Annotated in this window: 11 protein-coding genes; 5 read left to right on the top strand and 6 right to left on the bottom strand. The window is 58.6% G+C overall.

Going from position 1 to position 13,268, the window contains the following annotated elements; genetic code table 11:
* The first annotated feature begins 232 nt into the window (after window positions 1–232).
* Complete coding sequence (locus EN955_RS21765) at window positions 233–931, top strand: response regulator transcription factor (protein WP_244507031.1); 699 nt, start codon at window positions 233–235, stop codon at window positions 929–931.
* A gap of 332 nt (window positions 932–1,263) precedes the next feature.
* Here EN955_RS21765 and EN955_RS21760 read toward each other — a convergent pair whose 3' ends face one another.
* The 3 genes from EN955_RS21760 to EN955_RS21750 are packed head-to-tail and all read right to left on the bottom strand — an operon-like array spanning window position 1,264 to window position 4,021.
* Complete coding sequence (locus EN955_RS21760) at window positions 1,264–1,917, bottom strand: PIG-L deacetylase family protein (RefSeq protein WP_024505401.1); 654 nt, start codon at window positions 1,915–1,917, stop codon at window positions 1,264–1,266.
* Window positions 1,914–2,729 carry a sugar phosphate nucleotidyltransferase gene (locus EN955_RS21755; protein ID WP_024505402.1) on the bottom strand — a complete coding sequence of 272 codons (816 nt, stop codon included), beginning with the start codon at window positions 2,727–2,729 and terminating at the stop codon, window positions 1,914–1,916. Before EN955_RS21755 ends, EN955_RS21760 begins: the two co-directional genes overlap by 4 nt.
* The gene (locus tag EN955_RS21750) at window positions 2,726–4,021 is read right to left on the bottom strand and encodes a class I SAM-dependent methyltransferase (protein WP_024505403.1); all 1,296 of its coding nucleotides are present in this window, start codon (window positions 4,019–4,021) and stop codon (window positions 2,726–2,728) included. Before EN955_RS21750 ends, EN955_RS21755 begins: the two co-directional genes overlap by 4 nt.
* 323 nt (window positions 4,022–4,344) lie before the next feature.
* Here EN955_RS21750 and rfbC point away from each other — a divergent pair, with 323 nt between their 5' ends.
* Window positions 4,345–4,896 carry a dTDP-4-dehydrorhamnose 3,5-epimerase gene (gene rfbC, locus EN955_RS21745; RefSeq protein ID WP_024505404.1) on the top strand — a complete coding sequence of 184 codons (552 nt, stop codon included), beginning with the start codon at window positions 4,345–4,347 and terminating at the stop codon, window positions 4,894–4,896.
* On the opposite strand, the gene EN955_RS21740 is transcribed toward rfbC, so the two are convergent.
* From EN955_RS21740 to EN955_RS21730, 3 genes are all read right to left on the bottom strand, one after another.
* Complete coding sequence (locus EN955_RS21740) at window positions 4,891–6,201, bottom strand: DUF4910 domain-containing protein (protein WP_050580536.1); 1,311 nt, start codon at window positions 6,199–6,201, stop codon at window positions 4,891–4,893. The two genes, rfbC and EN955_RS21740, sit on opposite strands and share 6 nt — an antisense overlap.
* Before the next feature lie 14 nt (window positions 6,202–6,215).
* Entirely contained in the window at window positions 6,216–7,277 is a 1,062-nt protein-coding gene (locus EN955_RS21735; RefSeq protein ID WP_024505406.1) for an NAD(P)-dependent oxidoreductase, read from the bottom strand.
* 244 nt (window positions 7,278–7,521) lie between these two features.
* Complete coding sequence (locus EN955_RS21730; protein WP_024505407.1) at window positions 7,522–8,955, bottom strand: DUF4214 domain-containing protein; 1,434 nt, start codon at window positions 8,953–8,955, stop codon at window positions 7,522–7,524.
* A 365-nt stretch (window positions 8,956–9,320) separates the two neighbouring features.
* Here EN955_RS21730 and EN955_RS21725 point away from each other — a divergent pair, with 365 nt between their 5' ends.
* The 3 genes from EN955_RS21725 to EN955_RS21715 all read left to right on the top strand — a co-directional run bounded on the left by EN955_RS21725 (window position 9,321) and on the right by EN955_RS21715 (window position 13,221).
* Window positions 9,321–10,424 carry a hypothetical protein gene (locus EN955_RS21725; protein ID WP_024505408.1) on the top strand — a complete coding sequence of 368 codons (1,104 nt, stop codon included), beginning with the start codon at window positions 9,321–9,323 and terminating at the stop codon, window positions 10,422–10,424.
* Window positions 10,421–11,914, top strand: coding sequence for a lipopolysaccharide biosynthesis protein (locus EN955_RS21720; RefSeq protein WP_024505409.1), 1,494 nt, complete (start codon window positions 10,421–10,423; stop codon window positions 11,912–11,914). The genes EN955_RS21725 and EN955_RS21720 overlap by 4 nt, the downstream gene beginning before the upstream one ends.
* Window positions 11,915–12,279: 365 nt before the next feature.
* Entirely contained in the window at window positions 12,280–13,221 is a 942-nt protein-coding gene (locus tag EN955_RS21715) for a glycosyltransferase family 4 protein (protein WP_024505410.1), read from the top strand.
* Window positions 13,222–13,268: the final 47 nt, after the last annotated feature.

Below are 13,268 nucleotides of genomic sequence, written 5' to 3'. Positions count from 1 at the left end.
GCCCATAAGCTACTCACGCTGTTCTGGCTGGGAATGAGGAACAGCGGGTGCACCAGGTTGGACAATTCCAGCCAGGCTCTCAGAACGGGTGGGCATTACTATACTTTCTGAAGAAACTGACGAGTGAGGGGCTAATTGCCGCCTTAGGGCGGATTTTGTTGGGAAAAGGGTGGGTAAGAGTATGAGTTCCACAGTAGAACTGCATAAATACACTTCGGTAGAGCCGGCAGGAATTCCGTCCGGCGGAAAAGCAACGGTCCATGAACAAGTAGGCAGAGAATGCCTCCTCATCTTGGACGGAAGGGCGCTAGATCGCGAATGTCTGGCATCGGCCTTGGAAGACCACGAACTCGGCATGGCCGTCGAGGCCAAGGGTTCGATAGACGAATGGCGCGTGAAAGAGGGGATGATCCTTGCAGCCATTCTTTTCAACCTGGGCGGCCGGAAAGTCACCGACCATGGCATAGCGGATCAGATCAGGCGCATTTCGTCCGAGTTCAGGTCGGTGCCTGTGGTGATCTTGGCCGACACAGAAGACCTTGCACAGATACTGGCGGCTCTCGAATGTGGCGCACGTGGCTACATTCCGACCTCTGTCGGGATCGACGTCTGTGTCGAGGCGATCAATCTTGCGGTGGCAGGAGGCATTTTCGTTCCTGCAAGTAGTGTCCTGTCCATGCGGCACCTGATAGATTCAGGCAGCCTTGAAACACCTTTGACAGGCATGTTCACGCTCAGACAGGCTGAGGTCGCCCAGGCGCTCCGACGCGGCAAGGCGAACAAGATCATCGCCTATGAGCTGAACCTGAGAGAAAGCACCGTGAAGGTGCACATCCGCAACATCATGAAAAAGCTTAAGGCGACCAACCGGACGGAAGTCGCTTACAAGGTCAACGATCTCTTCGCCGAAGGATCTCTGGCTGTGGAGTGACGAAGCAAATGAGACGCTAACTTTGGTTAAATCGTGCGGACCGTTTTGCTCTCGCGTAGCGTCTGATCTGGGGGATGATTGCTGCACAATTGAGGGACCTCCGTCCCGCTGGACACCCGTGGTGGGCGCCCCGCATATAGCCAGCTCCCATATGTCCTGTTCCTAAAGACTAACCATTGCGAGGCGTCCAAAGCACGCCTGCCTCACTGTCCAGCAACCAGCCGGAAGTGACACTTCGTCAATGGCGAGGACCAGGTTGCTGCTCTCTCGTGGAACTGGTCGTGCCGTCCTGGGGGACCAATCCTTGCGACAGCGACCCCGGAGGGCTATCGCTACAATATTTTGACCTTCCTAAGCGTGAAGGCCTCCGCAAAGTGCTCGGGTGCCCGGCATTCCATTCCACGCAACCGCGCAAGCCCGGCGAATGTCTCCCGATCGAACCAGTCCTTTGAGCGCTGTGTCCCGAAGTGCTCGTGAAGGAGTTGGATCTTGCGTTCCAGCACGTGGGCTGCAATCGGCACATACGCATTGGGTTGGCAAAGATCGCCGTCCCATTTCGGAATCTCGTATTCGAGCACAAGGTGATCGCGGAAAACGTTCCAGGTCAGTTGGTTGACCTCCCTATGGTCCTGATGGGCGTCGAACCTGGCATGGGTTAATATCACGTCGGGATGAACCCTTGATCTTACGTCCATCAGCCAATGCTTTATCGATCGGCTGTGAACTGGGAAATAGCCGTCTTCAAAATCCGCAACGTCGATCGTGGACGAATGGGATCCTTCGAGGAAGGCTTCGGCCGAAGCCCTGGCTTCGGCCGACCGCTGGCCGCCGGCGCTTAAGACGCACCAGTAGACGTGAAGTTTGACCTCCGACGCGATCAGACTGAGGATTGTGCCTCCCGCGCCGATCTCAATGTCGTCGGAATGGGCCCCGACGCACAGAATCGAGAGTTCCTCGCCGCCACGCGCGAGACCAAGCCCCTTCATGATGCGGCCAACCCCATACTACGCCTATTCTTCTCGGCGGTGGCTATCATACTCCAGGGCATGTCGCCCTTTTCGACCATGTCTTCGAGGGATTGCCAATCGCGCAGCGTGTCCATTGAACGCCAGAAACCCTCGTGCTTGTACGCCATCAGCATGTTGTCATCGATCAGACGCTTGAACGGCTCGACAACGAGTTCCTCGCCGTCGCGCATGTAGTTGAAAATTTCCGGACGGAATATAAAGTAGCCGCCATTGATCCAGATCTCCGATGTCTCGGCCGCACGAAACTCGCGCACGCGGCCATCTTCCGCGATGTCGGCCAAATGGTAAGTCAGCGGCGCGTGCACTGCCAGAAAGCACCCGATCTTGCCGCTGGCCTCGAATTTTCCGATCATGTCGTCCAAGTCGACATCGGTCAGGCCGTCGGAATAGTTGGCCAGGAAGATCTTCTCGTTCCTGACGTGATCCTGCGCAGCCCACAGGCGCTCTCCAATGCTGCGCCAAATACCGGTATCGAGCAGAGTGATGCTCCAGTCCTTGATTGTGTCGCCGAGGAGCTTGACGTCCTGGCCTCCTCGCGTAACCACGCAATCGGAAAACGTTTGCGGCCGGGTGTTCAAGAAAAAGTCTTTGATCACGTTGGCCTTGTAGCCCAGACACAACACGAACTCGTCATGCCCATAGTCACTATACCATTGCATGACATGGCGCAGGATCGGCTGGTGGCCGAGCGGTATCATCGGCTTTGGGATGCTTTCGGAATAGTCGCGAATGCGGGTCCCGCGACCGCCACAGAAAAGAATGACTTTCATTTCTCGTACTCCGACGGATCGATTACGGTCACGAAAGGAATCGGCACTACGAATTTCGCGTTCCAAGCGGCGACATGGCGCATCTGCTGAATGATCTCGTCCTTCAGATTCCACGGAAGGATGAGGATGTAGTCTGGCTTAGCCTCGTCGATTGCGTCGACGGGCTTGATCGGGATGTGCATTCCAGGTGTATAACGCCCGTGCTTGTACGGGTTGCGGTCCACTGTGAAATCCAGGAAGTCGGTGCCGATGGCGCAGTAGTTCAGCAGCGTGTTTCCCTTGCCAGGCGCGCCGTAACCGCAAATCGTCTTGCCCTCTTCCTTGGCCGAAATCAGGAATGCCAAGAGATCACGCTTCGCGCGCTGCGCCTTGTAGCCGAAAGAGGCGTAGGTCGACATCTCTCCAAGCCCATGCCTGGTTTCGCGCTCGAGCAATTGGGCGATGCTGTCCTTCCTCGGCCAGGCACTGCCTTCGTGGCAGAGATAGACCCGCAGCGACCCACCGTGGGTGGGAAGTTCCTCGACATCGATCAGCCGCAGCCCGTGACGGGCCGCCATCAGGTCGACCGTCAACAGTGAGAAATACGAAAAATGCTCGTGGTAGATGGTGTCGAACTGGTTCTCCGCCATCAGCCGCTCGATGTGTGGGAATTCGAGAGTGACCATGCCCTCCGGTTTGAGCAGGATCGCCACCCCGGCGACGAAGTCATTGAGGTCTGGCACCTGCGCCAGGACGTTGTTGCCAATGATGAGGTCCGCGCGAAGTCCTTCGCCCACCATTTGATTTGCCAGCCGGACGCCGAAGAAGTCGACCCAGGTGGCCACCCCCTTCTCGATCGCGGCGCGCGCGACATTGGCTGCCGGCTCGACGCCCAACACAGGAACGCCGAGTGGCAGAAAATGCTGCAGCAAGTAACCGTCATTACTTGCGAGTTCCACCGCAAGGCTGTCAGGGCCAAGCCCAAGGCGTCGTGTGATCGTCTCGCAATAAAGTTTCGAATGAGCCACCCAGCTGGTCGAGAACGAAGAGAAGTAGGCGTATTCGCTGAAGATGGTCTCTGGGCTCATATACTCCTTGAGCTGCACCAGATAGCACGTGTCGCAGACAAGCACGTTGAGCGGGTAGTAAGGTTCCATCTGGTCGAGCTGGTCGGGCTGCAGGAACCTCTCGCACGGCGGCGACATGCCAAGATCGACCAGGGTGTGGCGCAGGCGCGACCCGCAGAGCCTGCAGCCGACATTCCGGCTTGCCGCACTATGATCGCGGACGATTTCGACTGCCTGAATGTTCATTCCCCCTGCTCCTGTCTGCTGGTTTGAAAACGGAGACGCGGCGCGCTACGCAGAACCGATGCCTGCCGCGCCTCCGCAGGCAGATGGCCACAGGTTAGGATACAGCCCCCCCTGGTTCGATTTGCCAATCCGTCGGGTGCCTTAATCCTAATAGCGAGCGGGCGGCGGCAATGCCGGCGCGAGGCCCGCCGAACGGGTAAAGCCGTCATCCGGATATACCCCTATCGAAGAGGCCACCTAAGGCTTAGGTAGCCCTTCCAGCGTCGGCTGGCGACGCTGACAATTGCCGCGCCGGTCTTGCTCGGCACGGGGGATCCAAGTGCATGCTGTTTACCGAAACGGAGCTTCAAGGTGTCTGGCTGATCGAGCCTACACTGATGGTTGACGACCGTGGTTTTTTCACCCGTCTTTTCTGCGAAAAGGAGATGGCGGATTGCGGTCTGGCGACCCGATTTGTCCAGCACAGCCGGTCCTGTTCGGTCCAAAAGGGAACTCTCAGGGGGCTACACTACCAAGAGGAGCCTTACGCCGAGGTCAAGCTGGTCTCCTGTGTCCGCGGCGCTATTTTTGATGTCGTCGTGGACCTGCGCCCGAATTCACCGACACGCTACAAGTGGCTTGGCTTCGAGCTGACATCCGAGAACATGAAGCAGGTCTATATCCCCGCCGGATTCGCGCACGGCCTGCAGACCCTTACGGACGGCACCGAGGTCTCTTATCTCATATCGCAGTTCTATGCGCCCCACGCGTCGACGGGCGTCCTCTACAATGACCCGGCCTTTTCGATCCGTTGGCCATTGATGCCGACAGCAATGTCGGAAAGGGACAAGTCCTGGCCCCTTGTCAGACGGCGAACCGGCGCGTCGGCCTCATGAGGCTGCTGCCAAAAGACCATGTTCCGATAACAGTCTGGCGGCGGCGGCGAGTTCCTTGAACGGCAGGTTCGAACGCTCCGCCATGCTCAGAAGCGAATGCTGCCCGTCGGCAAGGTTTAGCACCCAAAGCAGCGACATCGACGTTGCGCCCGACGACTTCTGCCCTCCCAGGGCTGCATAGAGGCCGCGCTTGCCGAGTTGCGGTTCGCCTTTAGGCAAGAGGTTCAACGGCGTCCAGTCCTCTTCGATGATGTCGATTACGTCCGTCAGGATGCGGAAGGAATCCTCGAGATGCTCCGGCCTGATGAAGTCAAGATTGTCGGCCGACGTGTGGTATTCGGGGAATGTGCCGTGGACGCTCCGCTGGAACATGCCGACCGGAAGATCGAAGCCCGGCGAGCAATATTGCCTCTCGTCATAACCGTAAGGGGAGAAATCCAGCATCTTTGCCCCAGCTAGACGCCCGAGCACGTGTGCCATGGCGCGATCGACGAGCGCGTCACCGCGGCGGCTGCGCTTGTATGCCGGGCTTCCTGCGTCACCAACGCATGACAGCACCAGACCATGGTCGATGAGACATGTCCGGTCCTCGTTGCGCGACAGCCACGCGAGCGCGCCGATGGTGCCCGGGGCGAACAGGAAGCGATAGCTGTATCGTGTTTCCCTTGCCTTCAGGCTTCTTGCGAGCGCTGCCAGCAGGGCCAGGCCCGAACAGTTGTCGTTGGCGAGTGAGGGATGGCAAATGTGCGCCGAAAGCAGGAATTCCCGTTCTGTTTGCCCGCGGTGCAGGTATTCTCCGTAGGCGAGGCTGCCGTCTTTGAATTCGGCATCGATCTCCACCCGATAGAGACCGTCGGGCATGTTGGCCACACGGTCATGGGCTGCGCAGAAGCCCCATGTCGGGGTGTAATAGGAAGTGCGGTAGGGAATCACCTTCGGTTGTTCCGGCAGCGTATGGATATGCGGCCTCAATTCTTCGAGCGGCAGTATCCCCTTGAAGGGTAAGCTGTAGTTGACGATGTGCAGGTTGGAGTCAGCGAAATCCACGACCGTTTGTCCGTCCGGGCCTGTGATGCTTGCCGAGCGGATGTTCCATTCCTTGGGAATGGTCCAATCGAAAACCTGCGTCCCGGTCGGCACTTCATGCCGTTCCAAATCGATGTGCCCCGACAAGACGTCCAGCGTTTGTCGCACACCATCTCCGGTGATGCTCCTGCAGATCGGAAACAGACGTTCGGCCAAGGCATAGATTTCATGGCCGAGGCTGACGGACGCTGGCGGCGAGCCGAGTCCGCCGGGATTCACCTGTTCCACACCGCTTATCCCGCCGCTACCTCCAGTCTTTTCGAGGCTTCGGCCACCCGCATCCGACCGTCCAGAAGTCCGTTGGCCAAAAGATACCGGATGTGGCCGATACGCTGGAAGCGCGGCCCCTCGAATTCGTCGAGAGTGACATTCGACTTTCGGTAGGCATGATAGAGCTGCTCGGCCCCTTTGCGCGCATCCCATTGCGGCTTGAAGGCAGGAAGGGCAAGCGCGATCTTGTCGAAGTTAACGCGATAGGAGCGCTTGTCGGGTCCGGCATCGGACGCGAACTCAAGCCGGCAGCCCGGCACGACCTCGGCGACAATCTCGGCGATGTCGCGGATCCTGTAGTTGTGGTCCGTCTGCCCCACATTGAAGGCCTCGTTGTGAATGGTCTCGCGGGGCGCTTCCAGCCCGGCAATGAACGCCCTGGAAATGTCCTCGATATGGACGATCGGCCGCCACGGCGTTCCATCGGATTTCAGCAGGATGACGCCCTTGGTGACCGCCCAGGCCACGAGATTGTTCAGCACGATGTCGAAGCGGAGCCGGGGAGAGAGGCCATAGGCCGTGGCGGGACGGAAATAGGTGGGAGAGAAGCTGCTGTCGGCCAGTTCAGAAATGTCCCGTTCCGAAAGCACCTTGGACCAGCCGTAGGGCGTGACCGGCTTCAGTTCGCCCGTTTCGTCCACCATCCCGTCGCCGGCCTGTCCGTAATTGCTGCATGATGAGGCGAACAGGAAGCGCGACACGCCGGCGTCCTTGGCCGCCTTCGCGAAGCGGACGCTGCCCTTGTGGTTGATTTCGTAAGTGATGTCCGGATCAAGGTCGGACAGCGGATCATTGGAAAGAGCCGCCAGGTGGATGACGGCATCGACCCCTTCGAGGTCGCGCGCATCTACGTCCCTGACGTCTTTTTGGATTGAAGCAATTGAAGCCCGCTGGCCCCCTGCTGTAAAGGTGCAGCGCCGGTAGAGATCGCTGTCATAGCCCGTCACTGAGTGCCCTGCACGCAACAGCATCGGCACCATCACCGAGCCGATATAGCCTTGATGGCCGGTTACCATGACTTTCATCGCGCACCTCTCAAGCCGATAGTGATCGCCAGAAGGCTACTTGGGCTGAAAACAGTGAGGGAGAACGCCAATAGGCGATCAGGATGCCCTGTTGGACGAAGCCTTTGCCGCCAGTGCACCTTTCGGGTGGTCCGAGCCTAATCCTTTCGGAGGATTTTCTTCTGATCACCGTCGCTGATGCTTCCATCGGCCTCGTCATCAGCATTCCCGATCCGAGACTCAATTAGCGCTTGTTGGTTCGATTTCAGCCAGGCCCCGCGACCGCGGATGTTTCGCGCATCGCGGCGTGTCCGGTGTTGAACTCCGCCGACGTGGCGATTCCGAAGGCCACGGCCTCACGCGTCATTGAGCCTTGACGCAGTTGATAGGTATAGGTTTCAAGCCCGTTGCCGTCCGCGGACCGGTTCAGAAGCAACAGATATAGAAACCCGACATAGGCGCGGTCTGTCAGGCCGATCGTGGCATATCTGGTTTCGAATTCGTGCGAGCGCATCATTTCCATGATCATGTCGGGGAGTTTGGTCGCTCCGTCTTCAAGTGCCGCCGACCACTGATTGACGCTGGCCGTGTCGCCCTTGCGGCCAAGAATGAGGCAGTAGACGAAACTTGCCTGCCGCGCCGGTAGGGACTGGTCCGCAGCCGCGGCCTCGGGGTCGCAGTCCCGATGGGGCTTGGGTATCGGCAGGGGGCCGCGGGTGAAGTCCCGTACCGTTTTGTAGGCAGGCTTAGGCTCGCCGGTCCGCCATTTGCCATCTGAGAGAGCCACGAGCCTCACCAATCCCATATTGGCTTCGAAGCCGGGGGCCCAGTAGGCCTCATCGAGCAGTTCGTAGATGTGCGCGGCCTCCACCTTATATTTGTCCTTGAGTTCGCTAAGCCGCGTCATCGTCTGCTTGATGCCGTCAGCCTGCTGGCGCTCGCTGCGCTGACTTCCATAAGGATTGTTGAATTCGGTGACCCAGATCGGCTTGCCGTATCTCGAGATTTCACGGAACGCCCATTCCGGGTCATCGCCGTACATGTGCCACACAGAAATATCCCAGGCGATCCCGTCCTGCTTCATCCGCACGAACGCTCCGGTGTGGCCCCAACCGGCGGTGCCCATCGCCTTCCTTATGCTCGGATCGACCTCTGTCATGCCGTCGGACAGGCCCTTCAAGACAGCGCTCACCTTTACCCATCGCGGGCCGTAGTAATCGAGCGGTCCTGTTCCGCCCGCAGGTCCCCATGCACATGGATATTGCGAACCATCGTCGCGTTTCTCACAGGGCTTGATGATGGCATAGTTTTCCATCTCGTTGCCGAGTTCCCAAACACGGATGTCGTTCTTGAACCTGGTAGCAAGGGTGACCGCCAGTTTCCGGGTGCTCGCGTAGAGCTCTTCCGGACTATCCTTGTCCAGATCGGCGACCGCAGGCGTGATGACGGGCAGGATCTCGATCCCTCTCGCCTTCCCGGCGTCGACGAGGTTGGAGAGCATATCCGCGTTGTCCACGCCTGAAACGTTGACGCGGTACGATTTCAGGCCGAGATCCTTGATGAAGTCGAGTTGCCTTTCCACCGGAATGCCCGGATAGGAGACTATTGGATGGCCATTGATGCCCCAGAGGAAATCGGCTGATGCAGGCGCGGCTGTTGCCAGCAGGCAGGCTGCAACGATTGCGAGACGAAACGACACGGCAACAAGCCTCCCTGCCCGATTTCGAGATCCGGGATAGTGGGGACTGCACACACTTCGCGCAATTTGCCCATACGGTTGAGCGCGGGCTCTCGTTACCCCTTTAGACGGTGGTCATGGCACAGCCTATTTGGACTGGCCTCCACCCGACCGCACCTAACCCTTACCAGCCCGCCCAAATGCCTCGGAGACCGTTCGGGTCCGAGAGAAGGATCGTAGTGATGTGACAGCCATGGCTCCACTCCGTCAAAAGTGGAAGGTAGCTACCGCTAATTCGGGGACGGCTGTCGGATTCCAGGGATGCTATGGTACGGCACTAGGCAAATGACATTGGTTGCGGAGCGCGCTGTGGACGGGAGTGCTGCATGTCACTGAGGGTCGGCGACTGGGTAGAGATTCGGTCCAAGGAAGAAATCCTTCTTACGCTCGACAGAAATGGTCGACTTGAGGAGCTTCCTTTCATGCCACAGATGTTTCAATATTGTGGTCACCGCTTTCGTGTTTACAAGCGCGCGCACAAGACATGTGACACGATCAATTTTGCTGGCGGACGCAAGTTATCCGGAGGCATCCATCTTGAAAACCTGAGGTGCGACGGCAACGCGTTTGGAGGTTGTCAGGCAGCGTGCCTGGTCTTCTGGAAAGAGGCATGGCTCAGGCCTGTGGCGTCCTCGGACGAGGCAATCGCGCCGCGAACCAACGCGGCGAATGGAAAAGGTTGCACGGAAAGCGACGTGCTGGCTGGTACGCGCGCCAAGAGCCAGCCACTTTCAGGTGGTCCGAGATACTCATGCCAAGCCACAGAACTTCTGGATGCGACCACCCCACTTTCTTGGTGGGATGCCCGGCAGTATGTGGAAGACTATGCATCGGGAAATGCCAGCAAAAAGCGTCTCCTGGTCGGATTCATCTATGCAGCAGTATTCAGTATCTATCACTACATGGGCCGTCTGCATCTCGGGAGGCTCTCCGTGATTGTCAGCTGGCTGTATGACAAGGTGCAGCACATTTACGGTGGCGTTTCATTCCCACGATATCGGGGATCGATACCTGCCGGCCAGCCGGTTCCAACCATCAAGCTTGATCTCCAACCGGGGGAGCTGATCAGGGTTAAGTCCTATGAAGAAATCCTCAAGACCCTAGACACGGATAATAAGAACCGTGGCCTGTATTTCGACGCCGAGATGGTCCCCTATTGCGACCATACTTTCAGGGTCCGGTCGCGAGTAACAGCGTTTGTCAATGAAAAGACCGGACTTCTCAACCGGCTCAGGGGACCGGCGGTCATCCTGGAAAAAGTCTGGTGCAATTCGAGATATAGCGATTGCCGGATGCAGTGCCCAAGAGCCGTCTATCCCTGGTGGCGAGAAATTTGGCTGGAACGGGTGCCTGGCGAGGCAATCGCTCACATGGGGCATGCTACGGCAGCTCAAACGGAAACAAGCGCGTATGCAGCCAGTGATACATGACCCACAAGGCCCTCAGTGCCAAAGGCGAACCCCGCAACCTTAAAAGGGAAGCCATTCAAAGTGGCGTCGCCAGGATGGTGAGCCAGGGGGTGAACCTGATTCTCAGGGTGGGCTATATTGCCATCCTGGCACGCCTGCTCAGCCCTGACGATTTCGGCCTGGTCGCGATGGTGGTGGCACTCACAGGCATTTTCGACGTCTTCACCACCGCCGGGCTTTCCTCCGCTACCATCCAAAAGCATGAGATTTCGTTTGACCAGGTTTCGGCACTGTTCTGGATCAACATACTGGTAGGGGTCTTTCTCGCGCTGCTCTGCGCCGCGAGTGCCTACACGATATCAGCCTTCTACCATGAGCCGCGTCTACTCAGGATCGCCATCGCGGTCGCTCCAGCTTTCCTGCTTAACGCGGCCGGCGTGCAACATGCCGCTCTGATCGAGCGCGACTTGCGTTATGTCACACTCAGCGCGATCGAAACGGGTGCCCTGTGCGTGGGCATCCTGTCCGGTGTGCTGCTCGCGTTGCGTGGCTACGGCTACTGGGCACTGATCGCCCCGACACTTATCTCGCCGGCAATCAACAGCCTGGGCTGCTGGATCGCCACCGGGTGGATTCCTGGATGGCCTCGACGCGGCGCCAATATTCGCTCGCTCTTGCATTTCGGTGGAATCGTCACGCTGAACAACCTCGTTGTCTATATTGGCTACAATGTGGAGAAAGTCCTTCTCGGGCGGCTCTGGGGCGCTGCGTCGCTCGGATTGTATACCCGGGCCTTCCAGCTGATTGGCATCCCTACGGCGACCATCAACAGCGCCGTCGGTGCGGTACTGTTCTCGGCGTTGTCACGAATGCAGCATGATCCCGCGCGGTTGCGGAACTTCTACCTCAAGGGATATTCGATCGTCATCGCGGTGACGGTTCCCATCACAATGTTCTCGTTCCTGTTCGCACATGAGATCATCACCGTGGTGCTGGGCTCGCAATGGACGGGGGCGGCGACCATCTTCCGGCTGCTCACGCCTACCATCTTGGTGTTCGGGATCATCAACCCTACATATTGGCTGCTCATCTCGACCGGCAAGCAGAAGCGCAGCCTGTATCTGGCTTTCGCCATCGCCCCTCTCGTCATCACTTCCTACTGCGCAGGAATCTCCTTCGGCCCCGAGGGCGTTGCACTGAGCTACTCGACGGCGCTGGTGCTCTGGCTCTATCCACACCTGGTGTGGAGCCTGCACGGAACGCCGGTTTCAGTCGGGGATCTGTTGCGGACGATCATGAGGCCATGGATGGCCGGCATCGTGGCCTCGGTGGGTGCGCTGGCAGTGCAGCGCTATCTCGGCCCGGAGGTTCCTTCGCTTCTGCGGCTCGCGGCTGGCGGGCTGGTTCTGATCAGTATCTATGCATTCGTCTTGCTGTTCGTCTTGGGGCAGCTCAAGCTGTTTCAGGATGTGCTGCTGGGCTTTCGAGGCGAGGCGCGGGCCGGCGCTTGACGCAGCCCGCGACTTCGACCGGCGAAGGCCCGAGAGAGAAGCTATTTGGAGGGCAAATGGCCAGTATAGCAATCGTCCATAGCTATCCGTACGACGCGTTCTTCGGCGGAGACGGCGCCTATATCCAGGCGTTCGGGCGATATCTCCTGAAGTCCGGCCACGAGGTACACGGGTATGTATCCAACATAGCGCGCGGCCGAAGGAGTCCAGTCTGTAGGAGTGTATATGAAATAGAGCAGTTTTCTTCGTGGCAGGTTCGTCGAAGTATCAGATTGGGCCAGAGAACATTTCTATCCACGGAGTTGCTTCGGTCCGGGCATCTGGCCGGATCGTTCCTTGGACGGAAGACCGCACCTGTTTCCCCAATGACGGACCAGAACTTTTCCAAGGGAGAGACTCAGTGGGTGCTTGACCGTATCGAAGCTGGACGGCCGGACGCCGTCATACTGTTCCACGATGCCGTGCATTTCGCTCCTTGCCTCTCCTGCAACGGTCACAGGGTTTTCTCACTTGTTGGCCATCTTCAGCACCGCAACGGGGCAGCGCGCTGGGAGGCCGGCGCAACCCCCGGCCCGGACAAGAATTGGACTGAGGAAAAGAGATTGTCAAACTCGCTGAAGGCGGCAGAGTGTGTCGGTTTCAACAGCAAGGATGACGCCTCCTACGCCCGCAACCATCTCGGGGTGACACGCGTGATCTCTCTTGGCATGGGCTTCGACAATCACGAAAAGCAACCCGACAGCAATGAGCCCATCGTTCTCTTCGTCGGGAATGCCACAGAGCCAAATCGTGCCGCACTGTCGTGGTTCCTGAAGGAGGTCTGGCCAACTGTTCGAACCTCATGCCCCACGGCAAGGGTTCGCATCGTCGGAACCGCCGCCTTCACATGTGAGGTTACGCCGGCGGCCGGCCTGGAGTGTGTGGGAGCGCTCCCGGACCTCGCTCCCGAATATAGGCGCGCCCAGCTTGTCGTGGCCCCGCTCGTTTCCGGCAGCGCCGGCGTCAAGATAAAGGTGGCCGAGGCCATGTCTTACGGCCGCCCCCTCGTGACGACCTCGATAGGTGTGGACGCAGGTGACCCCCACCAACTTGATGAGGGAGCGATCGTGGCCAATGGTGGTGCAGACTTTGCACAGGCGGTCATCGCGCTGTTGAGCAATGCGGAACTTCGGCGTCAGAAATCCGAGGGTACCGCGCATGTATTCGCCAGCCTCTTTTCCTGCGATGTGTGCTATGGCCCGTTCCTGTCTTGGCTCCGCAAGGCAGGCCAGGTGGCTGATAGCAGCTTGTCATCACAAATGGTGTAGGGAGGCGGGCGCCTCTCTAAAGTGGCACTCGACAGGATTTGATCAGC

Source organism: Mesorhizobium sp. M7A.F.Ca.CA.001.04.2.1, from assembly GCF_003998485.1.
Lineage (GTDB): Bacteria > Pseudomonadota > Alphaproteobacteria > Rhizobiales > Rhizobiaceae > Mesorhizobium > Mesorhizobium ciceri.
Note: the sequence above shows the minus strand (reverse complement) of the source record. Positions and strands in the feature narration are given on the sequence as shown.